Source organism: Curtobacterium sp. MCPF17_021 (assembly GCF_003234605.2).
Classification (GTDB): Bacteria; Actinomycetota; Actinomycetes; order Actinomycetales; family Microbacteriaceae; genus Curtobacterium; species Curtobacterium flaccumfaciens.
This window is the reverse complement of the sequence record NZ_CP126252.1, coordinates 2,771,396-2,791,917: the sequence shown is the minus strand read 5'-3', so window position 1 is coordinate 2,791,917 and position 20,522 is coordinate 2,771,396. Positions and strand designations below refer to the sequence as shown.

The 20,522-nt window shown below is 72.8% G+C and carries 21 protein-coding genes; 13 read left to right on the top strand and 8 right to left on the bottom strand.

The features are described from left to right. Positions 1-53: 53 nt before the first annotated feature. The 3 genes from DEJ29_RS13130 (at position 54) to epsC (ending at position 2,898) form a co-directional block, all read left to right on the top strand. Positions 54-1,091 carry a dipeptidase gene (locus DEJ29_RS13130; protein ID WP_111095243.1) on the top strand — a complete coding sequence of 346 codons (1,038 nt, stop codon included), beginning with the start codon at positions 54-56 and terminating at the stop codon, positions 1,089-1,091. A gap of 287 nt (positions 1,092-1,378) precedes the next feature. Next, positions 1,379-2,317 carry a cysteine synthase A gene (gene cysK / locus DEJ29_RS13125; RefSeq protein ID WP_027466262.1) on the top strand — a complete coding sequence of 313 codons (939 nt, stop codon included), beginning with the start codon at positions 1,379-1,381 and terminating at the stop codon, positions 2,315-2,317. A gap of 20 nt (positions 2,318-2,337) precedes the next feature. After that, positions 2,338-2,898: a serine O-acetyltransferase EpsC gene (epsC, locus tag DEJ29_RS13120; protein WP_110863472.1), complete on the top strand. Its 561-nt coding sequence runs from the start codon at positions 2,338-2,340 to the stop codon at positions 2,896-2,898. Between the two features lie 141 nt (positions 2,899-3,039). On the opposite strand, the gene DEJ29_RS13115 is transcribed toward epsC, so the two are convergent. Beyond that, the gene (locus DEJ29_RS13115) at positions 3,040-3,339 is read right to left on the bottom strand and encodes an excalibur calcium-binding domain-containing protein (protein WP_209049853.1); all 300 of its coding nucleotides are present in this window, start codon (positions 3,337-3,339) and stop codon (positions 3,040-3,042) included. A gap of 141 nt (positions 3,340-3,480) precedes the next feature. Here DEJ29_RS13115 and DEJ29_RS13110 point away from each other — a divergent pair, with 141 nt between their 5' ends. Beyond that, positions 3,481-3,864 carry an MmcQ/YjbR family DNA-binding protein gene (locus DEJ29_RS13110; protein ID WP_111095244.1) on the top strand — a complete coding sequence of 128 codons (384 nt, stop codon included), beginning with the start codon at positions 3,481-3,483 and terminating at the stop codon, positions 3,862-3,864. Between the two features lie 33 nt (positions 3,865-3,897). Here DEJ29_RS13110 and DEJ29_RS13105 read toward each other — a convergent pair whose 3' ends face one another. Continuing rightward, entirely contained in the window at positions 3,898-4,527 is a 630-nt protein-coding gene (locus DEJ29_RS13105; protein WP_110863469.1) for an MOSC domain-containing protein, read from the bottom strand. Positions 4,528-4,717: 190 nt separating this feature from the next. Here DEJ29_RS13105 and DEJ29_RS13100 point away from each other — a divergent pair, with 190 nt between their 5' ends. From DEJ29_RS13100 to DEJ29_RS13075, 6 genes are all read left to right on the top strand, one after another. Beyond that, positions 4,718-5,554 carry an alpha/beta fold hydrolase gene (locus DEJ29_RS13100; protein WP_111046741.1) on the top strand — a complete coding sequence of 279 codons (837 nt, stop codon included), beginning with the start codon at positions 4,718-4,720 and terminating at the stop codon, positions 5,552-5,554. 205 nt (positions 5,555-5,759) lie between these two features. Continuing rightward, on the top strand, positions 5,760-6,314 hold the full coding sequence (locus DEJ29_RS13095) for an RNA polymerase sigma factor (RefSeq protein WP_027466268.1): 555 nt from the start codon (positions 5,760-5,762) through the stop codon (positions 6,312-6,314). Continuing rightward, positions 6,311-6,991, top strand: a complete 681-nt coding sequence (locus DEJ29_RS13090) for an Asp23/Gls24 family envelope stress response protein (RefSeq protein ID WP_146248360.1) — start codon at positions 6,311-6,313, stop codon at positions 6,989-6,991. The genes DEJ29_RS13095 and DEJ29_RS13090 overlap by 4 nt, the downstream gene beginning before the upstream one ends. Beyond that, positions 6,988-7,296, top strand: coding sequence for a hypothetical protein (locus DEJ29_RS13085; protein WP_110863466.1), 309 nt, complete (start codon positions 6,988-6,990; stop codon positions 7,294-7,296). The genes DEJ29_RS13090 and DEJ29_RS13085 overlap by 4 nt, the downstream gene beginning before the upstream one ends. Positions 7,297-7,515: 219 nt before the next feature. Continuing rightward, positions 7,516-8,775, top strand: coding sequence for an NAD(P)/FAD-dependent oxidoreductase (locus DEJ29_RS13080; RefSeq protein ID WP_111095246.1), 1,260 nt, complete (start codon positions 7,516-7,518; stop codon positions 8,773-8,775). A 15-nt stretch (positions 8,776-8,790) separates the two neighbouring features. Then, positions 8,791-9,480: a hypothetical protein gene (locus DEJ29_RS13075; RefSeq protein ID WP_110863464.1), complete on the top strand. Its 690-nt coding sequence runs from the start codon at positions 8,791-8,793 to the stop codon at positions 9,478-9,480. Between the two features lie 46 nt (positions 9,481-9,526). Here the strand turns inward: DEJ29_RS13075 and DEJ29_RS13070 are convergent, their stop codons facing one another. Continuing rightward, a complete protein-coding gene (locus DEJ29_RS13070) occupies positions 9,527-9,886 on the bottom strand; it encodes a UBP-type zinc finger domain-containing protein (RefSeq protein WP_111095247.1) in 360 nt (119 codons plus the stop codon). A gap of 140 nt (positions 9,887-10,026) precedes the next feature. Here DEJ29_RS13070 and DEJ29_RS13065 point away from each other — a divergent pair, with 140 nt between their 5' ends. Beyond that, the gene (locus DEJ29_RS13065; RefSeq protein WP_181438212.1) at positions 10,027-10,686 is read left to right on the top strand and encodes an acetolactate decarboxylase; all 660 of its coding nucleotides are present in this window, start codon (positions 10,027-10,029) and stop codon (positions 10,684-10,686) included. A gap of 31 nt (positions 10,687-10,717) precedes the next feature. On the opposite strand, the gene DEJ29_RS13060 is transcribed toward DEJ29_RS13065, so the two are convergent. Both DEJ29_RS13060 and DEJ29_RS13055 read right to left on the bottom strand, forming a co-directional pair. Beyond that, positions 10,718-13,585: an ATP-binding protein gene (locus DEJ29_RS13060; RefSeq protein ID WP_111095249.1), complete on the bottom strand. Its 2,868-nt coding sequence runs from the start codon at positions 13,583-13,585 to the stop codon at positions 10,718-10,720. Between the two features lie 179 nt (positions 13,586-13,764). Further along, positions 13,765-15,726 (bottom strand): LuxR family transcriptional regulator, encoded by a 1,962-nt coding sequence (locus DEJ29_RS13055; RefSeq protein WP_111095250.1) that lies wholly within the window; start codon positions 15,724-15,726, stop codon positions 13,765-13,767. 263 nt (positions 15,727-15,989) lie between these two features. Between DEJ29_RS13055 and DEJ29_RS13050 the strand changes: the two genes are divergently transcribed. Together DEJ29_RS13050 and DEJ29_RS13045 are read left to right on the top strand one after the other, a co-directional pair. After that, positions 15,990-17,045: a Dyp-type peroxidase gene (locus DEJ29_RS13050; protein WP_111095251.1), complete on the top strand. Its 1,056-nt coding sequence runs from the start codon at positions 15,990-15,992 to the stop codon at positions 17,043-17,045. Beyond that, a complete protein-coding gene (locus DEJ29_RS13045; protein WP_111095252.1) occupies positions 17,042-17,848 on the top strand; it encodes a family 1 encapsulin nanocompartment shell protein in 807 nt (268 codons plus the stop codon). The genes DEJ29_RS13050 and DEJ29_RS13045 overlap by 4 nt, the downstream gene beginning before the upstream one ends. A gap of 164 nt (positions 17,849-18,012) precedes the next feature. Here DEJ29_RS13045 and DEJ29_RS13040 read toward each other — a convergent pair whose 3' ends face one another. The 3 genes from DEJ29_RS13040 to DEJ29_RS13030 form a co-directional block, all read right to left on the bottom strand. After that, positions 18,013-18,885, bottom strand: coding sequence for an aggregation-promoting factor C-terminal-like domain-containing protein (locus DEJ29_RS13040; RefSeq protein ID WP_111029332.1), 873 nt, complete (start codon positions 18,883-18,885; stop codon positions 18,013-18,015). 298 nt (positions 18,886-19,183) lie between these two features. Beyond that, complete coding sequence (locus tag DEJ29_RS13035; RefSeq protein ID WP_027466277.1) at positions 19,184-19,639, bottom strand: MarR family winged helix-turn-helix transcriptional regulator; 456 nt, start codon at positions 19,637-19,639, stop codon at positions 19,184-19,186. Positions 19,640-19,815: 176 nt separating this feature from the next. Next, positions 19,816-20,466, bottom strand: a complete 651-nt coding sequence (locus DEJ29_RS13030; protein WP_111038155.1) for a GntR family transcriptional regulator — start codon at positions 20,464-20,466, stop codon at positions 19,816-19,818. Positions 20,467-20,522 lie beyond the last annotated feature (56 nt).

Below are 20,522 nucleotides of genomic sequence, written 5' to 3'. Positions count from 1 at the left end.
CGGGCTGCACGGTTCGAGCCTAGCCACGACGGCGCGGGCGGTAGCGTCGGGGGATGACGTTCGACGCGCTCCCGTTCCCGGTCATCGACGGCCACAACGACCTGCCCTGGGAGCGCCGTGACAGCCACGACTCCGGTGTCGAGGGCATCGACACCGAGACCGACTCGCTGCACACCGACATCCCGAAGCTCCGCGCCGGCGGCGTCGTCGGGCAGTTCTGGTCGGTGTTCGTGCCCGCGGACGACCCGGACCCCGTGACGACGACGCTGCAGCAGGTCGACCTCGCGCACCGGATCATCGAGCGCTACCCCGACGACCTCGCGCTCGCCCGCACCGCTGCCGAGGTCCGTGCCGCCGTCGACTCCGGCCGGATCGCGTCGCTGCTCGGCGCCGAGGGCGGGCACTCGATCGGTGACGACCTCGCGGTCCTCCGCACCCTGGCCCGGCTCGGCGTCCGGTACATGACGCTCACCCACAACGACGACACCCCCTGGGCCGACTCCGCGACCGGGGAGCGGGCGCACGGCGGCCTGACCGACCGCGGCCGTCAGGTCGTCGCCGAGATGGAGCGGATCGGCATGCTCGTCGACCTGTCCCACACCGCACCGGCCACCATGCGGGACACCCTCGACGTGGCGACCCGGCCCGTCGTGTTCAGCCACTCGTCGACCGTCGCGATCGACGACCACCCGCGGAACGTGCCCGACGACGTGCTCGCCCGGTTGGCCGACAACGGCGGCGTCGTGATGATCACCTTCGTGCCGAAGTTCGTGTCGCGGGCGTGGGCGGACTGGGAGGAGTCGGGCATGTCCGGCGAACCGCCCCTGGTCACGGTGTCGGACGTCGCCGACCACGTCGAGCACGCCCGCGACGTCGCCGGTGTGGCGCACCTGGGCCTCGGCGGCGACTACGACGGCACCCCGGTGCTGCCGCCGGACCTGCGGGACGTGTCGCGGTACCCAGTGCTCGCGGCGGAGCTCGTCCGACGCGGCTGGGGTGAGTCGGACCTGCGGGCGCTGGCCGGCGGCAACGTGCTGCGGGTGCTCGAGGCGAGCGACGAGCGGTTCGCCCGGACGGCGTTCGTGCGCTGACGCGGTGGGGCGAGCCGCGAAAGCGACTCTCCTCGGCGCTGGTCGTGCTCACTCCCGCGAAAGCGACAGATGTCCGCAAACCTTCCGCGGGCATCTGTCGCTTTCGCGGTGGGTTCGCGGAGGCGTGGCCCGAGGAAGCGGCAATTGGTCCACAGCGTGTGGACCAATTGCCGGGCGCGCACGCGCCGTCACGGACAGGACCGCCTGGGGTCCGGTCGCTAGGATCGGGCGCACACCGCGCCTCCAGGAAGAGCGATGCGCGACCTGAGCTGCGAAGGACGGACCGGATGAGCGGCACCATCTACGAGAACATCTCCCAGGCGTTCGGCAACACCCCCCTCGTCAAGCTGAACCGGCTGCCGAAGGCGGGCGGAGCCGAGGTGCTCGCGAAGCTCGAGTTCTACAACCCGGGCGCCAGCGTCAAGGACCGTCTGGGCGTCGCGATCATCGACGCCGCCGAGGCCTCCGGTGCGCTGCAGGCCGGTGGCACCATCGTCGAGGGCTCGTCCGGCAACACGGGCATCGCCCTCGCGCTGGTCGGCGCTGCTCGCGGGTACCGGGTCGTCATCACGATGCCCGAGACCATGAGTGTCGAGCGCCGTGCGGTCATCCGTGCGTACGGTGCCGAGATCGTCCTGACCCCCGGGCCCGAGGGCATGAAGGGCGCGGTCGCCAAGGCCGAGTCGATCGTCGCGGAGACCCCCGGCGCCATCCTCGCCCACCAGTTCGAGACGGCTGCGAACGCCGAGATCCACCGGAAGACCACGGCGGAGGAGATCCTCCGCGACACCGAGGAGCACGTCGACGTGTTCGTCGCGGGGGTCGGCACCGGCGGCACGATCACCGGTGTCGGGCAGGTGCTCAAGGAGCGCGTACCCGGCGTGCAGATCGTCGCCGTCGAGCCGAAGGACTCGCCGCTGCTCACCGAGGGCAAGGCCGGTCCGCACAAGATCCAGGGCATCGGCGCGAACTTCGTGCCCGAGGTCCTCGACCAGAGCGTCATCGACGAGGTGTTCGACGTCGAGCTCGACGACGCGCTCCGGGTCGCCCGTGCCCTGGCGACGCAGGAGGGCATCCTGTCCGGCATCTCGTCCGGCGCGATCATCCACGCGGCCCTCGAGATCGCCGCACGCCCCGAGAACGCCGGCAAGCGGATCGTCGCCATCGTGTGCGACACCGGAGAGCGCTACCTGTCGACGGTGCTCTTCGAGGGGCTCACTGCGTGAGTCGTCCTCTTCGACGAGGCGTGCTGCGGACCATCCGGGAGGACCTGTCCGCAGCACGCCGCGGTGACCCCGCTGCCCGCGGCGACCTGGAGAACGCGATCGTCTACTCAGGGTTGCACGCCATCTGGACGTACCGGGTGACCCACCGTCTCTGGAACGCGCAGGGGCTGCCCGGGTCCCGGTTCGCGGCCCGCCTGCTCGGGCAGGTCGCACGGTCGGTCACCGGCATCGAGATCCACCCCGGCGCGCGCATCGGCCGTCGGTTCTTCATCGACCACGGCATGGGCGTCGTGATCGGCGAGACCTCGGTCATCGGTGACGACGTGCTCGTGTTCCACGGCGTCACCCTGGGCGGACGCGGCGGAGACCACGGGCCGGGAGCCCGACGGCACCCGGTGGTGGGGGACCGCGTGGTGCTCGGCGCCGGGTCGTCGCTGATCGGGGCGATCACGATCGGGCCGGACTCCGTCGTCGGTGCCAACACGGTGGTCACGAAGGACGTGCCGGCGGGGTCGGTCGTCACGGGCGTCGCCGGGACTCCGCGTCCCCGTTCCGGGCACGAGGGCGTCCCGACGCTCTGAACGCCCCGCGTCGCGCCGCCCGCGCAGGCCGGGGCGCACCGGGCACGCAGAACACCGGTGTTCGCGCATCGCACCCAGGCGTGCGGGTGTTCAGGACGCGAACACCGGTGTCTTGCCGGTGTCACCGAGCGAGCGGGAGCGTCAGCTCTTCTCGCAGGCGATGCCGTCCTTGTCGCGGTCGAGCTTGGTGTTCGCCTTGTACAGGGCGTCGTCCTTCTTCACCGTGCCCTTGAGCGCACGGTAGGTGGTCTTGCCGCCGGAGACGACCTTGTTCTTCGTGACGGACTTCTTGGCGATGCCGCCGGAGTACACCTTGTGCACCGCGGTGCAGTTGGCGTAGGACTTCGGCGCGGCCTGCGCGGTCGAGGTCCCGCCGACGACGACGGTGGTCGCGAGGACGGCGGTGGCGGCGGCGATGCCGAGGGTACGGATGATGCGCACGGGTTCCCCCTGGAACTGGTGGTGATCGCGCGAGCGACCGCCGCGTCGGGTGCGCGGCGTGGTGATCCTACGACGTGATCGACACTCACGACCTGCCCCCGAACGGGGTGCGCTGTCGGCGGCCTGCGGCATCCTGGTCGCATGGACGGCGAGCAGCTGCACGACATCGCGAGCCGCACGGCACTGGGGCTGCCGGCGGCCGTCGAGACCCAGCCGTTCGGCGAGGGCTCGGTGGTCTACAAGGTCGCCGGCAAGATGTTCGTGATGGTGACCGCGGTGCGTGGGACCCCGATCGTGAACCTCAAGTGCGCGCCGCCGCACGGGGCAGCGCTCGTGCGTGACCACGACGAGATCACGCCCGGGTGGCACATGAACAAGCGGCACTGGATCACGCTGACGCCGGGCGACGGCATCGACGAGACCCTGGTCGAGGACCTCGTGGCGAACGCCTACGACCTGGTCGTCGCCGGGCTGCCCGTGGCGAAGCGTCCGATCGACCCCTCGCGCGGCGTGCTGCCGAGCTGATCGGGCCCGACTGGCCCGACGGGCCCGACCGGCTCAGGCCCGCGCCGCGACCTTCGACAGGTCGTGGACGACCTTCGGTGCCAGCCGTTCGCCCGACTCGAGCACGGCCCGTGCTCGATCGGGCGCCAGGTCGCCGAAGATCTCGCCGATGGTCACCCCGTGTTCCGGCCGGTGGATCACCTCGACGGGGTCACCCGCGGCGACCGAACCGGACTTGACCACGCGGAAGTACGCCCCGGGCCGCCCCTCGTCGGCGAACCGCTTCACCCACCCGTCGATCCCCATGCGCCGGGCGAAGGTGCCGCAGGGTGTGCGGGGGACCGTCACCTCGAGCACGAGGGTGTCGCCGATCCGCCAGCGTTCCCCGGTCACGGCCCCGGTGACGTCGATGCCGCTGGTGCGGAGGTTCTCGCCGAACAGGCCGGGCGGGACCTCGCGCTCGAGCAGGTCGGCGAAGTACGCGGCGTCCTCGTCGGCGTAGGCGTACACGGCCTGGTCCACACCGCCGTGGTACTTGCGGTTCGCCTGCACGTCGGCGCGCAGGCCGAGCGGCCGGACCCGGACGCTGCCGGTGACCGGGCGCTTGTCGATGGCGGTGACGCCGATGATGCCGGAGTCGGGCAGCAGGCGGTCGACGCGGCAGACGGCGGTGACGAGCGACATGGGATCAACTCTGGTGTACACACGCCCCCGCACCAAGCCGGGCCCGGCCCGGCCCGGCCGGATCGGGATGAATGACCCAAGCGGTCGCCGGAGCGCCGGTCCTACGGTGAAGGGGCTTCGGTCTCCCGCCGAACGGGAGGCAGCGGCCAGTCCGCGTCACATGTGGAGCAGAAACTCACGGAGGTTCACGATGGCGTTCGTCACCACGAGCGATGGTGCAGAGATCTTCTACAAGGACTGGGGGCCGCGCGACGCGCAGCCGATCGTCTTCCACCACGGATGGCCCCTGTCGTCGGACGACTGGGACGCGCAGATGCTGTTCTTCCTGGGAAAGGGCTACCGGGTGATCGCGCACGACCGCCGCGGGCACGGGCGTTCGTCGCAGATCGGAACCGGTCACGACATGGACCACTACGCGAGCGACACGGATGCCGTCGTGCAGCACCTCGACCTGCAGAACGCGGTCCACATCGGGCACTCCACCGGTGGTGGCCAGGTCGCACGGTACGTCGCGCAGTACGGCGAGCCCCAGGGCCGCGTCGCGAAGGCCGTCCTGGTCTCGTCGGTGCCCCCGATCATGCTGCAGAGCGACACCAACCCGGAGGGCACGCCGATCTCGGTGCTCGACGGGTTCCGGAGCGCCCTCGCCGCGAACCGCGCCGAGTTCTTCCAGGCCGTCGCCGAGGGTCCGTTCTACGGGTTCAACCGTCCCGGCGTGGAGGTCTCCGCCCCGGTGGTCGCGAACTGGTGGCGCCAGGGGATGACGGGCAGCGCCCTGGCCCACTACGAGGGCATCAAGGCGTTCTCGGAGACGGACCAGACCGAGGACCTCAAGGCGATCTCCGTCCCGGTCCTCGTCACGCAGGGCGACGACGACCAGGTCGTGCCGTACAAGGCGGCCTCGCTCAAGCAGGCCGAGCTGCTCAGCAACGCCACGCTCAAGATCTACGAGGGCTACCCGCACGGGATGCTGACGACCCACGCGGACGTCATCAACCCCGACCTGCTCGCCTTCATCCAGCAGTAGGACGAGCCGACCGGCAGGAGGACGAGCCGACCAGCAGGAGGGCGAGCCGACACGCACGACGTCAGGGGCGCGCACCGGAACCGTCCGGTGTGCGCCCTTCGGTGTGTGACGAACGCGGTGCGGGATGCGTCCCACCAGTACCCGTCCGACGACGGTGGACGGACGCACCCAGCCGTTCACCATCCACCACCAGTAGAAGGAACGCGTGCACCACCAGTCCCTCGCCGAGCTCGACGACGCGGTCCTCGCCGGCCGGTCGTCCGACGGCGACGTCCGGGCCTTCGAGGTCCTGATCCGTCGCCACACCCCGCTGCTCCGCGCCTACGCCCGTCGGACCCTCGGTTCCACCGACGAACTCGACGACGTCGTGCAGGAGACCTTCATCACCGCGTGGGACCGCCTCGACTCCCTCGAGGACCTCGCGCGCGTGAAGTCGTGGTTGATGCGCATCCTGAGCCGGAAGTGCCTCGACCGGATCCGCGCGCGGCGCGTCCACGACGACGTCACCGAGCTCGAGGTCGCCGCGCCGGCCGACGACGCACCCGACCGGGTCGCCGAGGCGCGCTCGCGCGAGGACGCGGTCGAACGTGCGCTGGCCGAACTGCCCGAAGCCCAACGACGGTGCTGGATCATGAAGGAGGTGCTCGAGTACCGGTACGACGAGATCGCCGCCGAACTCGACCTGCCACCCTCGACGGTCCGGGGACTGCTGTCCCGAGCGAGGAAGAACATGATCCGACTCATGGAGGGATGGCGATGACCGACCACGACGGCATCCGGCCGGACCTGCCCGACAGCCCGGAAGCACTCGACGCCCTCGAACCCGGTGACCTCGACGGCCACTCGATCGACGAACTCGCCGACTACCTCGACGCCGGCATGCAGCCGGCGGACCCGAGCATCGACGACTCGCCCGCCTGCCAGAACGCCCTGGCCGCGATCATCCGCGTCCGCCACGCATCGCTCCGCTCGCTCGAGGCGGCCGCCCGCGACGAGGCCCCGGCCGACGAGTCCTGGATCAGCGGCGTCCTGGCGAACATCTCGATCGAGTCCCGCTCCGGACGTGACGTCCCGCTCCGTCCCCTGTCCGAGACGGAGCGCCCCGTGATGACCGAGGGCGCCATCCGCTCCCTCATCCGCCGCACCGGCGACGAGGTCCCCGGGGTCCTGGTGGCCCGCTGCCACCTGGACGGTGACGTCACCGAACTCGCGTCCCCGATCCGGGTCGCCGTCGAGATCGCGATCGCCGCCGGTCCGTCGATCCCCGCGACCGCCGAGCTGGTCCGCACCGCCGTGGCCGGTGCCCTGGCCGAGCAGACCGACCTGCTCGTCGAAGCGATCGACGTCGTCGTCCGCGACCTGCTGCCGGACCCCGAGCCCGGCACCGACGAAACAGGCGCCGACGAGCCCGGCACCGACCCGGAGGAGGCCCGATGAGCACCACCGACGAGACCCTCGCCGCGATCGAGGCCGCCGTCCTCGAGGTCCCCGGGGTCACCGACCTGTACCGCTCCCGCCCGACGGTCGCGAGCGCCGTGCAGGCGGTCCGCAGCATCGCCACGAGCACCGGACCGCTCCGGATCGTCGTCGACGACGACGCCCTGCGCGTCGTCATCGGCACCGACGGCTTCCGCCCGGCCCCCGAGGTCGCCCGCGCCGTCCACGACGTCGCCCTGGCGACCGCCGCGGCACACGGCCTGGCGCTCAGCCGCGTCGACGTGCGCGTCGCGCGGGTGGGCTGACCGCGACCACAGACCGGACGGGAGGCCCGTGGCGACGCCGCCACGGGCCTCCCGTCCGCCGTGGGCGCCGCTGATCCCGCCCGGCGCGACCCGACGCCGCCTCCGGTGCCGAAGGAGACCCTCGCAGGACCACGTGCAGCGCGCCGGCAGTCCGTAGCGTGCTCGTGAGGGAGCGGCAGCAGTTCCGCACCGATCGTCGTCGCACGGACCGGAGGAACCATGGAGACCGACGCCGCCGTGGTCCTGTCACGTCGCGTCCGTGTGTACGGACGGCCGTTCGACGCGGACTCCTACGCCCTGCGGGACTTCCTGTCGCGCTCCGTGGTGCAGTTCGACTGGTTCCCGGTCGACGTCGGCGGGGTCGGGGGCGCCGTCCGGATCGATCCGTCGCGGCTCCCGCTCGTGGTGTTCCCCGACGGCACGGAACTGGTCGCACCAACCCTGCGCGAGGTCGCCGACCGGCTCGGGTGGATCCACGCACCACGACGCCAGGAGTACGACCTGTCCATCTACGGCGCCGGTCCCGCCGGGCTGTCCGCGGCCGTGTACGCCGCCTCCGAAGGGCTCGACGTCGTGCTGCTCGAGCGGGACGCCGTGGGCGGGCAGGCCGGGTCGAGCAGCCTCATCGAGAACTACCTGGGGTTCCCCGAGGGGATCGCCGGAGCGGACCTCGCCGAGCGCGCCCGGGAACAGGCCGTCCGGTTCGGCGCCGAACTCCTGGTGATGCGCGAGGGCGTGCGCGGGGTCTTCCACGACGGCCGCATCCACGCCGACCTCGCCGACGGCGGCCACGTCGTCGCCCGTGCGAACATCTGCGCGACCGGTGTCGAGTGGCGTCGGCTCGGGCTGCAGCGCGAGCAGGAGCTGCTCGGCTGCGGTGTCTACTACGGTGCCGGGACGAGCGAGGCCGACGGCTGCGCCGGCGAGCAGGTCTTCGTGGTCGGCGGGGCGAACTCGGCGGGCCAGGCGGCGATGAACCTGTCCCGCTCCGCGGCGCACGTCACGATGCTCGTGCGGGGCGCGTCGCTGTCGGCCACGATGTCGGAGTACCTGAGCGCCAGGATCGCGGCCGCACCGAACGTGACGGTCCGGACGGGCTGCCAGGTCTCGGCGCTGCACGGAGACACCCGACTCGAGTCGATCGAGGTGACCGACGGCGACGGGGCCACGGTGTCGCTGCCGGCCACGCGGTTGTTCATCTGCATCGGCGGACGACCGGACACGAGCTGGGCCGAACAGACGCCCATGGTCCGCGACCGGCTCGGGTACCTGGTCACCGGCCCGGACCTGGACGCCGTCGACGGCTCGCTCGACCAGTGGCCGCTCGAGCGTCGTCCGTTCTGGCTCGAGACGAACGTGCCGGGGTCCTTCGCCGCCGGGGACGTCCGCGCCGGGTCCGTCAAGCGCGTCGCCGCAGCGGTCGGCGAGGGCGCCATGGCCGTGACCTTCGTCCACCGCCACCTGGCGACGAGCGACTGACCGAGGAGTCCCGTGATGCCCGACGAACCCGACACGACACTGCCGACCGCCGCCGAGTCGATCACCTCCCTGGACCGGCCCACCGCCTTCTTCAACGCCCTGATGACCGAGCACTTCGTCCTCGAGAGCGCGCGGAGCATCACGGTCAGCGAGTCGAGCAGTCGCTCCTCGCTGTACCTCACCACGCTCTCCAGCTCGCTCGTCGCCTTCGGGTTCCTCGCGCACACGCCCTTCGCGCTCGGGTTCCTCGGCGCGATCATCCCGGTGATCGTCCTGCTCGGCGCGTTCACCTACGAACGCCTCGTCGAGACCTCGCTCGAGGACGTCGCCGCGCTCGCCGCGATGCAACGGATCCGTCGCTACTACGGTCGGCTGCTGCCCGAGGCCGACACGTACTTCCCGATGCCCCGCGGCCGGCACGCGGCGAACGAGCTGCTCGACATCGGCCGGGCCCCGTCGTGGTACCGGCTGCTGTTCACGATGTCGTCCGCGATCGCGGTGGTGAACTCGATCGTCGCCGGCGCCGGGGTCGCCATCCTGGTCGACCAGCTCGGCGTCGACGACCCGGGTTCGATCGCGTGGGGCGTCGGATCGGCGGTGGTGCTGGCCGTGGCACACCTGTCGTACCAGGTGCGGTCGCACACCACGATGCACGAGGTGATCGCCCGGTCGGAGGCGCTCGACACCGACCGCAGGCTGCCCTGACCGGTCGCGGGAGGCCGCGACCGGCCGCGACCGGCCGCGACCGGTGTCAGCGTCGCTCGGCCAGCTGCTCCGACCAGTCGCGGGGGAGTCGGTCGGCCGGGCCCGGGACCGACTGGGTCGTCGGGTGCGCCTGCGGGTCGGCGAGGCGGGGTCCGTCCACGAAGTCCTGCATGACGAAGTCCCAGAACCACCCCTCGCCGGGCTCGAACGACTGCATGACCTCGTGCCCGGTGACCGCGAAGTGCGCGGTGGCGTGCCGGTTCAGGGAGTCGTCGCAGCAGCCGACGTGCCCGCAGGCGGCGCACCGACGCAGGTGCACCCACCACGAGCCCGTCGCGTCGCACTCCACGCACCCCGTGCCGGACGGGGGGACGGACGGGGAGACCGTGTTCGCGCGTGCACTCATGGTCCAACCGTGCGCCGCGCACCCACCGGAGCGCTTGAGTCAAACGGCGCTGGTCCCGCGCGGGCGGACTTCCTACGGTCGAACCGGGGCCGGACGAGGAGTGCGTGGTGCGGGAGACGACGGATGACAGGACCACGTCCTTGACGACCCTCGCCACGTGGGCGCAGCAGGTCGTCGACGATCCTCGGCACCGACGACCGGCCGTCCACGTCCCGGTCGCCGTGGCGGACCTCGGTCGGCACGGCACCCTCGGGCTCGGTGCGCTCGCCGGTACCGGCACCGGCACCGCCGATGGCCTGGTCGTGTTCGACCGCCGGTGCTTCCGGATGCTGCCGGACGGCGCCGCAGCGGTCGCGGACACGGCCGACCCGGTCGCGTTCGCGGTCGTCTCCACGTTCTCGCCCGACCTGGCGGTGACGGTCGCTTCCGTCGCCTCCGTCGCCGACCTGGAGGCCCGGATCGCCGCGGTCCTGCCGCCGCGCGACTTCGCGGTGGCCGTCTCGGTCGACGGCGTCTTCGACGAGGTCCGGACGGAGGACAGCACGACCGGGACGACGGTGCACCGCGCGGTGGCGGGTCGTCTCGTCGGCTTCCGGACGCCGGGCCCGGGCGGGTTCCGTGCCGACCTGCACCTCGGGTTCCTCGACGCCACCCGCACCCGCGCCGGCGCGCTCGCCGGGTTCGCGGGGTTCTCGGGACGGATCGAGCTCGGCTTCTCCACCGCGCCGCACCTGGCCGTGCGTGCGCTCGGTGCCGGGTTCGACGACGACCGCGATGTGACCCGATGTGCCCCGGAGTGACCCGGTGCGCCCGGCGCTGCCCGACCGGAGGTCAGCCGGAGCGGTGCTGCCGGAACCGCGCCGCGAGCTCCCGGCGGGAGGCCACGCCCCACTTCGCGTAGACGTGGCGGACGTGGCTCGTCACCGTGTGGGTCGAGATGAACAGGTCGGACGCGATCTGCTGCGTCGTCAGGCCGGCGGCGACCCGTTCGACGACCTGGGCCTCGCGAGCGGTGAGCCCCGGGAGTCCCGAGGCGCCCGACGCAGCGGGGTCGGCGGTGGCCGCCCGGACGGTCACGCCGACGCCCCGCAGGTGCCGCCGCGACCGTTCGGCCTCGCGCAGGGCACCCGCACTGTCGAACAGCTCCGTCGCCTCCCGCCACACCTCGACGGCCGCGGGCACGGAGCGCCGCCGCAGGGCGCTCCCGAGGTCCTCGAGCGCCGCGGCCAGCACGAGCCGGCGGTCGACCCGGCGCAGCCGCTCCACCGCCGCACCGAGGTGCTCCACGGAGTCGTGGACGAGTCCGTGCACGTGCAGCCAGGTCCCGCCGCACAGGTCGTTGTCCGGGTTCGCCGTGGCCCGGAGCCGTGCCACCCGTTCGATCCGCTCGAGCCGGTCCCGTCGGCCCCCACGGATCGCGATGCGCGCGAGGTGGACGTCGTCGGCGAAGTCGGCCGGGCTCGACATCGACGCGATCGGTTCCTCCAGGCTCCGCCACGCCACCTCGCTGCGGTCGACGGCGGCCCGGGCGTCGCCGTGTGCGTCCGCTTCGAGCGCCAGCAGCCACGAGCCGGAGCGTGCGAAGGCCGGATCGGCGTGCAGGGCCTCGGCGAAGTGCCGCGTCCGGTCGGCCGCTGAGCGGTCGCCCTGCAGCAGCGCCGTGCGGAAGAGGACCGTCCCGGCCGTGAGCGCAGCGAACTGACCGAGCTCCAGGTCCTCGGCCAGGTCGAGGACCGACTCGGCCGACGTCTTGGCGTCCTCCAGACGGCCCTGGTCGAAGAGCACCCGCGTGCGCAGCATCATCCAGGCAGCCGTCGGGCGGGCCAGGTGGTTGCGACGGGTCTCGATGGCGTTCGCCTCGGCGATGCGTCCGGCACGGTCGGTGTCGCCGAGTGCACCCGCGAGGAACGCCACCCAGAGTCCCTCGGGCAACCAGGTGCTCGACGAGCCCCCGGTGGCAGCGATCCGGCTCATCGCCGACGTGATCGCCTGCGTCGCATCCGCGAACCGGCCCTCGTTGAAGGCGAGCACGGACGCGCTGGCCTCGAAGGTGGCGACGGCGACCGGGTCCGCCTCGCGGTCGACCGTCGCCCGGGCTTCCCGCAGCGCGGTCGCGAGGTCCGCGTGCCGCCCGGCCTGGGCGAGGTTCAACGCGCGGACGGCGAGCAGACGCGACCGCACGCCGGCGCTCACGCCGGGCAGGGCCAGCGCGGACTCGACCGTCCGCAGCGCATCCGGCGTCGAGCCCTCGGTCTGCAGCCGCGCCAGGGCGAGGTGCAGGCGTGCGTCGTCCTCCGGGGCGAGGCGGCCCTGCAGGGCGTCGAGCAGCGCACGGGCCTCGGCCGTCCGACCGCTGTGCCAGAGCAGCGGCAGGACGTCGACGACGACGCCGGGCAACGCCGGGGTGCCGTGCGCGAGGTCGGCGGCGCGGAGGGCGAGCGCGCCGGCCTCGGTGGGATCCGTGCTCGCGAGGTCGATCGCCACCGTGCGCAGGACCTCGGCGGCCCGGACGTCCCCGCGCTGCGCCACGGTGGCGATGCGCGCGGCGATCGAGACCGGTGGGACACCCTGCCGCAGGAGTTCGTCCACCGCTTGCCGGAGCAGGTCGTCGCGGACGGCCGCAGGGATCATCGACTCCGCCGCCTCGCGGAGGACGTCGTGGCGGAACGACAGGTCCGTGCCGTCGTCGACGAGCACCCCCGCCTCGATCGCTTCCTGCAGCCCGGGGAGCAGCCGCTGCACCGGCTGGTCGAGCATCGCAGACAACGACCGCACCGAGAACGAGCGTCCCAGGGTCGCTCCGACCTGCACGAGCTGCTGCGTGGGCTTCGACAGGCGTCGGAGGCCCTCGCGGATCGACGCACCGAACCTCGCCGGCAGTGCAGCGCCCGGCATCGTGGCGACGCCGTCCACGACCGCCAGCAGGCCTTCGTCGACGAGCCCGCGGACGAGTTCGGCGACGAGGATCGGGATGTGCTCCGTCCGGCGCGCCGCACGCAGGACCGAGCCGTCCGGCGTCGCGCCGACCAGGTCGGCGATCATCGCGGCCGTGGCTTCCTCGTCGAGCGGGTCGAGGTCGACGAGCCGTCCCGTCGCGGCGAGCTCGTCGACGGTCGCCGTCACCGGCGGGTCCTGGTGCTCGGTCCGGACCGCGACGACCCAGAGCACGGGGACGTCGGCGAGCCGGCGCGACAGCGATCGGAGCACCGCCAGGGTCGTCGTGTCGCACCACTGCAGGTCGTCGACGACGACCACGACGCCGTCCGACGCCGCGGCCCGCTCCAGGTCGTCCTGGAGCTGCTGGAGGAGCCAGTACCGCGCCTCCGGGTCCAGCGTCACCGCGCTGAGCCGGACGCGGTCGGAGATCGGCCGGGGCCCGGCGCCGAGCGCGTCCATGATCGGTGCGAGCGTGATCAGGCGTGCGTCGCGGTCCGTGCGACCGACGGCCACGCGGAGGCCGGCCGCGGTCGCCTGGTCGACGACGTCCTCGAGGAGACGCGACTTGCCGACCCCCGCTGCTCCGCGGACGACGAGCACGTCACCAGCACCCCGTGCCAGACCGGCCACGGCATCGGCGACGAGGGCCTGCTCGATGCTCCGGCCGCGGATCGGCAGCCGGTTGCTGGGCACGGCGGACACCGGCACGGAGACCTCGTCTCCGCGGGGGAGCAACTCCTCGTCCGTCAACACGGCGGCCACCAGTCCTCGTCGGTGGCTGGAGTCTACGAACGGACCGCGGGCTCGCGACGGGCCCTGCCGTTACCCCGGCGACGGGTTCCGGTGATGCTCCCGGGTCGTCCGCCCGGGGTGTCGCGGGTGGTGGCCGGGGCATCCGGGGCCCGCGGGGCGAGCGGCCGGCGAGGGTGTCCCTGACAGGGTCACGTCCGGACGTCGCCCGTCGCATCGCCTCCCAGTCGCAGGAGTGCATCCCGGAGTCCGGCGCGCGTCGTCACGCCGAGCTTCGGGAACAGCCGGTACAGGTGCCCGCTCACGGTGCGCGGCGAGAGGTACAGCTGCCCGGCGATCTGCTTGTTGGTCAGCCCGGCAGCGGCGAGCGACGCCACACGGCGTTCCTGTTCGCTCAGGTCGACCGCCTCCAGCGCCGTCGGCAGCGGACGGGCGGCACCGGCTGCGCGTAGCTCGCGTTCCGCGCGGGCCCGCCAGTCACCGGCACCGAGCACCTCGAAGGCGCGCGCCGCCATCCGGAACTGGCCCCGGGCCTCCAGTGCGTGCATCCCACGACGCAACCACTCGCCGTAGGCCAGGCGGACGCGGGCCACCTCGAACGGCGAGACGTCGCCGTCGACGCTGGCCAGCGCGTCCTCGAAGAGGGCGCGGGCACCGTGCGTCTCGTCGACGACCGCTCGGCAGGCGAGCAGCACCAGGGAGCGGCGCGGGGTCGGCTGGTCGGTGAACGCCCGTTCTGCCCGGGCCACCAGCGCGGCACCGTGGTCGGCCAGGCGGAGCCGCGCAGCCGACTCCACCGCGTCGAGCAGCTCGATCGGTCCGTAGCTGCTCTCGAGCCACCGCTCCGCCCTGCCCGGTCGCGTCGCCGAGCGGCTGTAGGCCTCCTCGAACCGTCCCGTCGCGACGTCGAGCGCGGAGCGGGCGTGCTCCGCAGCCCGGGCGACCAGCGGCGTGCCGTGCTGCGCCGCCCACCGTGCTGCGCGGTCGGACTTCCGTGCCGCCTGCTCCGGCTCGCCCTGCACGGAGAGCACCAGTGCCTGCAGCGCCTCGGTCAGCGCGACGAGCGTCCCGGCCTGCCAGCGCTCGGCCGCTCGGAGCACGTGGTCGAACGCCGCCCGCGCCGCGTCGAGCCGCCCGGCCTGGTAGTGCGTCACGGCGGCACGGCACGAGCTGAAGTAGCCGAGGAGCCCGGCGTCGCCTGCTCGCCGGAGGACGGTCTCCACGTGGTCCCGGCGCGGATCCGTCGAGTCGAGCAGCGTCCACGCGATGTGCAGTGCCACGGCCTTCCACGGTTGCGTGTCGGCAGCGGATGCCTGCACCTCGCGGTACAGCGCGGCACGCTCGTGCTCGGTCCGGCCGGAGCCGTCCACGCAGTCCTCGACGAGCCGCAGCACCGGGTCGAGGTCGCGGTCGGCGGTCAGCGCCAGCGCCTCGTCCCACCAGGAGTCGTGCCCGCCCAGGTAGCAGAGCACGTGCAGCGTCGCGACCAGGACGTCGTCGGCGCCCGCCCGGTCGGACTCCCCGAGCGCGGCCAGGACGCTCCGCCTGCCGGCGTGCACGTCACCGGACCGGACCGCCCGGGCGAACTCGACCGCCGCCACCAGCGACGGATCGGGTCGGGTGCCCCGGCGGACGGCCCGTTCGGCCTCGGTGTCGACGAGACCGAAGTCGCCGGTGAAGGCCGCCGTGACCGTGACGGAGACGTCGGCCGACGGCAGCCGGGTGCCCGATCCGGCCAGGGCCCGGCCCTCGCGCACCGCGACCACCACGACCGTCCCGAGGTCCCGCGCCAGTGCGGCGAGCAGGTCGTGCAGCACGGTCCTGGCGTCCTCGTCGAGCACGTCGAAGTCCTCGACGAGCACGACGCTGCGGGTGGGTCCCGGTGCCCCGGCGTCGTGCGCCCGGACGAGGGCGAGCCACGGGGCCAGCGACGCTGCCTCGATGACGGGGTCACCGCCCACCGCACGCCACCGGACGACCGTGTGGCCGTCCGCCCGGGCGGCGTCCGTGATGTCCGCGAGCGCACGTGCCCGGGCGGACGCGTCCGGTCCGGTGACGACCACGAAGGGATCGGTGCCGCCGGACGGCGAGCGCAGCGCTCGCCCGATGCCGTCGTCGTTCGCCGGTCGTGCGTCCGAGATGCTGATCGTCATCGTCGCTCCTGGATCGTCGGTCGACTGTGCCGCCCGGGAGGCCCGTGGCGGCTGCTCCGGACGCTAGCGACGACGACGCGGTCACCACATCACCCCGTGGTCGCGCGGGCATCCCCCCTTGCGGAGCGGGTCATCCGACTCAGGCGTGACGGGGTGCCGGGTGGCGATGCTCGACGGGAGACACCCCACGGCACCGAACCGCACCGTCAGGACGGCTGCGGAGGAAAGGCGGACACCATGGCCTCCGTCCACGGCGCACCCTGATGCCCGGCGCACCGGGCAGCCGCGTCCCCATCGACGCGCAGAGCGTCGACGCACCGCTGTCCCGTTCGGCGGTGTTCCTGACCCTCGACGTCGGGCCGGACGACGACGACCTCGCCGCGGTCCGCGACGTCCTCAGCGACCTCGACGGCCTGCTCAAGACGGTCGGGTTCCGCGACCTCGACGCGCACCTGTCCTGCGTCGTCGGCATCGGGGCGGTGGCGTGGGACCGGTTCTCGCCGCACGCCCGCCCGGACGCGCTGCACCCGTTCCCCGCACTGACCGGGCCGGTCCACTCGGCGCCGTCCACCGGAGGAGACCTGCTCTTCCACATCCGGGGCGAACGCACCGACGTCTGCTTCGAGTTCGAACGCCTGCTGCTCGCCGCGCTCGGGGACCACGTCACCGTGGTCGACGAGGTCAGCGGCTTCCGGTACTTCGACACCCGCGACCTGCTCGGCTTCGTGGACGGCACGGCGAACCCGGTCGCGCAGGACCTGGCTGCCTCCGCACTCGTCGGCGCGGACGACCCGGACTGGGCCGGTGGCAGCTACGTCGTCGTCCAGAAGTACCTGCACGACCTGGCGGCGTGGAACGCCCTCGGGACGGACGCGCAGGAACGCATCATCGGCCGGTCGAAGTCGGACAACGTGGAGCGTGACAGCGCCACCGAGGTCCGGCCGTCGCACAAGTCGCTCGCGACCATCGTCGACGACGACGGGGTCGAGCACGACGTCCTCCGCGACAACATGCCCTTCGGTCGACCCGGCAGCGGCGAGTACGGCACCTACTTCATCGGCTACAGCGGTGAGCTCTGGGTGCTCGAACGGATGCTGGAACGGATGTTCGTCGGCGATCCTCCCGGGACGTACGACCGGCTGCTCGACTTCTCACGTGCGATCACCGGAGCGACGTTCTTCGCACCCGCACGCGATCGTCTGGTGGACCTCGCCGCGCTCGCGGCACCACCGTCGCCGTCCGTGGTGGCGGCTCCCGACGCCACCGGTCCCGGTCTCGGCATCGGTTCGCTCCGCAGCACGGAAGGGCACACGCCATGAACCACCTCCTCCGCGAACTCGCGCCGTTCGGCGACGACACCTGGGCGGTGCTCGACGCCGAGGCCCGTGACCGGCTGGTCCCGGCGCTCGCCGCACGGCGCATCGTCGACTTCGACGGACCGCGCGGCTGGCAGTGGTCCTCGGTCGACCTCGGCCGCACCGACGCGGTGACCGGCGGGGTCGCCGACGGCATCACCGCACGGCGACGCCGGGTCCTGCCGCTCTGCGAGGTCCGTGCGACCTTCACCGTCGCGCTCGAAGAGCTCGTGGACTCCTCCCGCGGCGCCACCGACGTCGACCTGGGCGACCTCGACGCGGCCGTGCTGCGGCTCGCGGCCCACGAGAACCGGGCGACGCTGCGCGGGTGGCCGGAGGGCGGCATCACCGGGGCCGGCCACGCGTCGACCCAGCCCGCACAGTCGCACGACGGCTCGCCGGCGTCGTTCCGGGCCGCGGTCACCGCTGCGGTCGCCGCACTCCGCGACGTCGGGGTCGCCGGGCCGTACGCCCTGGCGTGCAGCCCCCGTGACTGGGCGGACATCGTCGAGACCGACGACGCCGGCACACCCCTGCGTGAGCAGCTCGAGGGCATCACCGGCGGTCAGGTCGAGCGAGCGCCCGGCATCGACGAGTCGCTGCTGATCAGTCAGCGCGGCGGGGACTTCGTGTTCACCGTCGGCGAGGACCTGGCCCTCGGCTACCTTGGCCACGACGGCGTCGACGTCACGATGTACGTCGAGGAGACCTTCGCGTTCCAGGTGAACACCCCCGAGGCATCCGTCGTCCTCCGCCGGTCGCTCTGAGGAGCAGGCACGACGGTCGGCCCGACGTGGTCCGATGCCCGCCCGCACCGACGTGCGCGTCGCGCGGGTGGGCTGACCACGACCACGCAACGGCCGGGAGGCCCGTGGCGGATCCGCCACGGGCCTCCCGTCCGTCTGCCGGTCGCCGTCGCGACCCGCGCCGATCAGTAGAAGTTGTTCGCCTGCGAGTGCCCCCACGCCGCGCACGGGGTGCCGTACGCCGAGCTGATGTACTGCAGGCCCCAGGTGATCTGAGTGGTGGCGTTGGTGCGCCAGTCCGCGGCGATCGTGGCCATCTTCGAGCCGGGGAGCGCCTGCGGGATGCCGGTCGCGCCGCCGTTCGCGTTCACGGCCTGGTAGTTCCAGCCGGACTCCTTGGTCCACAGGTTGTCCAGGCACTGGAACTGGTCGGCACCCCAGCCGTACTCCGACGACGCGAGCGAGCTCGCCGTGGCCTTGGCGCCGGCGACGGTGTTGCCGGCGGCGAGCTTCCGGGCGGCTTCCGCTGCCTCGGCGGCAGCCTTGCGCTCGGCTGCGGCCTTCGCTGCGGCCGCGGCCTTCGCGTCGACGTCCCGCTTGTCCTGCGTGGCGCTGGCCTGGGCGACGTGCGTGGTCGACGCGACCGTCGTCGAGATGCGGTTCGTCAGCGCAGCGCCGGACAGGTCCGGGTAGTCGCTCAGCGCGTCGACGCGCTGTTCGAGCGCCGAGGTGTCGACCTTGTGGTTCGCGGTCTGCATGACGGTCTTCGCCGTGGTGATCGTGGCGGCGGCCTGGGCGCGGTCGAGCGCGGTGCCGCGCAGGGCGGGCTCCGCGGTCGCCGAGGCGCTCGGGGTACCCGTCGGCATGCCGAGGGCCTCGCCGATGGCGGGCTGCGTGCCGACGGTCAGGGCGCCACCGGCGACGGCCAGGACCGCTGCACCGCCGGCGATCAGCGTCGCGCGGTGCCGCAGGGCCCGGCGCATCCGGCGGGTGGGGGTGTTCAGGGCTTCACGTCGGGTCGAGGCCGTCGTGGTGGGGAGCTCAGGGGTGTGTCGCATCGGTTCCGCAGGTCGGCGGCTCGGTGGGGGAGGGACTCCTGCTCGCGCGACCGAGGTCGTGCGGGCACGCCGGAGGCTGGCGGTGTCGGTGACACCGTCGGCGACGACGAGGAGTCCTCGAGCCGGTGAGGACCGGACGGTGGTGTGGGGCCCGTCCGTCCGCCGGGAGCAGCCGTGGGGTGGCCGCGGTCAGGCGGAGCCGACACCATGACCGGTCAGACTGGGCAGCGCGTCCAGGAACGCTGGCAGAACGGTCCGTCCACCACTTGGTAACGGTTCGGTAACGGTCCTACGAGGCCTAGAAGGTGTGAGGTTCCTGGGCGTGCTCGCCCTGGGCGACACGCTCGAGCGCGGCCAGGGCGCCGGCGATCGCCTGGACGTCCGACTCGTCGAGCTCCGCGATGAGCTCGGCGACGATCCCGGTGCGGTTCGCGCGGGCCTGCTCGACCGCCTCGATGCCCTCCGGCGTGGCCGTCACCATGAACGCCCGGCCGTCGCGCGGGTCGGCCTCGCGCTGGATGAAGCCGCGCTGCTCGAGCTCGGTCAGGATGCGGGTCATCGTGGGCTTCGTGACCACCTCGATCCGCGACAGGTCGCCGGGGCGCAGGGGTCCGTGCCGCTGGATCGACGCGAGCGCCGACACGATGCCGTACCCGAGCGAGGCCGAGTCGGTGCGGGCCCGTCGGTTGATCCGACCGACCGCGGCGGCCAGGCGTGCGGCGACCTCGGTACGGTCCGTCGGGCGGGGGTTCATGTGCTGCTCCGGGTGCCTGGTTCAGGTGGTCGCCAGCGATGCTATCGGTCCGCGCGGCCCCGGGACTGGGAGCGTCACGCGCATGGCCGGGCCGCCGACCGGGAGGCCCGTGGAACGTCGACCGCCCGCCTCGCGTGCGCGAGGCGGGCGTGTCCTGTACGGGAGTACAGGTGGACTCAGTGCTTCTCGCCCGGCAGCTGGTGGATCGCCTCGGTCGCGAGCTCGGCCGTGACGTTGTCGCCGGATTCGGTCGCCGCCCGGAGTCGCCGGAAGTCCTCGGTCATCCGGTCCCAGTCGACCAGTTCGTCGAGGTTCGGCAGTCGCAGCCGGAACGCCAGGCCGTCCATCGTGTCGCGGCAGACGCGCTGCAGGTTCTCGTTGCCGCACTCGGCGACGTACAGGGCGAAGACGTCGAGGGCGTCGTGGTTGACAGCGGCGACCTCGTGGGCCTCGAGCTCGGTGATCGTCTTGTCGAGCTGGGCCAGGATCTTCTTCCGGCTCGCCGAACCGAGGCGCGGGACCGCGAGTCGGACCACGCCGCCGAACAGCACGCCGAGGGTCTGCATCGCTTCGATGACCTCGGCGGGGTCCGGCGTGGTGACCCGGGTGTACCGGTTCGGGGCCATCTCGATCAGGCCGGCGCGGGACAGCTGGCTCAGGGCCTCGCGGATGGGTGTCCGGGAGACGCCGAGCCACGAGATGAGCTCGTCGTCGTTCAGCCGTTCCCCGGGCAGGAGCGTGCCGTCCATGATCGCGTCGTGGATCTTGTGGCGGACGGTGTCACGGAGCAGCTGGTGCTCGGTCGGGGCGCTGCGGGGGACCGGCATGCGTTCTCCTTCGGGGGCGGCGGCGTCGGGGCGCCGGGCGAACGGGCACGGTCGAC

Bases quoted from the DNA above. Each gene is read 5' to 3' on its own strand.
- DEJ29_RS13035 (WP_027466277.1), bottom strand. From the start codon at position 19,639: ATGAACCCCCGCCCGACGGACCGTACCGAGGTCGCCGCACGCCTGGCC.
- DEJ29_RS13070 (WP_111095247.1), bottom strand. From the start codon at position 9,886: ATGAGTGCACGCGCGAACACGGTCTCCCCGTCCGTCCCCCCGTCCGGC.
- DEJ29_RS13110 (WP_111095244.1), top strand. From the start codon at position 3,481: ATGGACGGCGAGCAGCTGCACGACATCGCGAGCCGCACGGCACTGGGG.
- DEJ29_RS13075 (WP_110863464.1), top strand. From the start codon at position 8,791: ATGCCCGACGAACCCGACACGACACTGCCGACCGCCGCCGAGTCGATC.
- DEJ29_RS13100 (WP_111046741.1), top strand. From the start codon at position 4,718: ATGGCGTTCGTCACCACGAGCGATGGTGCAGAGATCTTCTACAAGGAC.
- DEJ29_RS13045 (WP_111095252.1), top strand. From the start codon at position 17,042: ATGAACCACCTCCTCCGCGAACTCGCGCCGTTCGGCGACGACACCTGG.
- DEJ29_RS13030 (WP_111038155.1), bottom strand. From the start codon at position 20,466: ATGCCGGTCCCCCGCAGCGCCCCGACCGAGCACCAGCTGCTCCGTGAC.
- DEJ29_RS13090 (WP_146248360.1), top strand. From the start codon at position 6,311: ATGACCGACCACGACGGCATCCGGCCGGACCTGCCCGACAGCCCGGAA.
- DEJ29_RS13055 (WP_111095250.1), bottom strand. From the start codon at position 15,726: ATGACGATCAGCATCTCGGACGCACGACCGGCGAACGACGACGGCATC.
- cysK (WP_027466262.1), top strand. From the start codon at position 1,379: ATGAGCGGCACCATCTACGAGAACATCTCCCAGGCGTTCGGCAACACC.
- DEJ29_RS13040 (WP_111029332.1), bottom strand. From the start codon at position 18,885: ATGCGACACACCCCTGAGCTCCCCACCACGACGGCCTCGACCCGACGT.
- DEJ29_RS13050 (WP_111095251.1), top strand. From the start codon at position 15,990: ATGCCCGGCGCACCGGGCAGCCGCGTCCCCATCGACGCGCAGAGCGTC.
- DEJ29_RS13130 (WP_111095243.1), top strand. From the start codon at position 54: ATGACGTTCGACGCGCTCCCGTTCCCGGTCATCGACGGCCACAACGAC.
- DEJ29_RS13085 (WP_110863466.1), top strand. From the start codon at position 6,988: ATGAGCACCACCGACGAGACCCTCGCCGCGATCGAGGCCGCCGTCCTC.
- DEJ29_RS13105 (WP_110863469.1), bottom strand. From the start codon at position 4,527: ATGTCGCTCGTCACCGCCGTCTGCCGCGTCGACCGCCTGCTGCCCGAC.
- DEJ29_RS13080 (WP_111095246.1), top strand. From the start codon at position 7,516: ATGGAGACCGACGCCGCCGTGGTCCTGTCACGTCGCGTCCGTGTGTAC.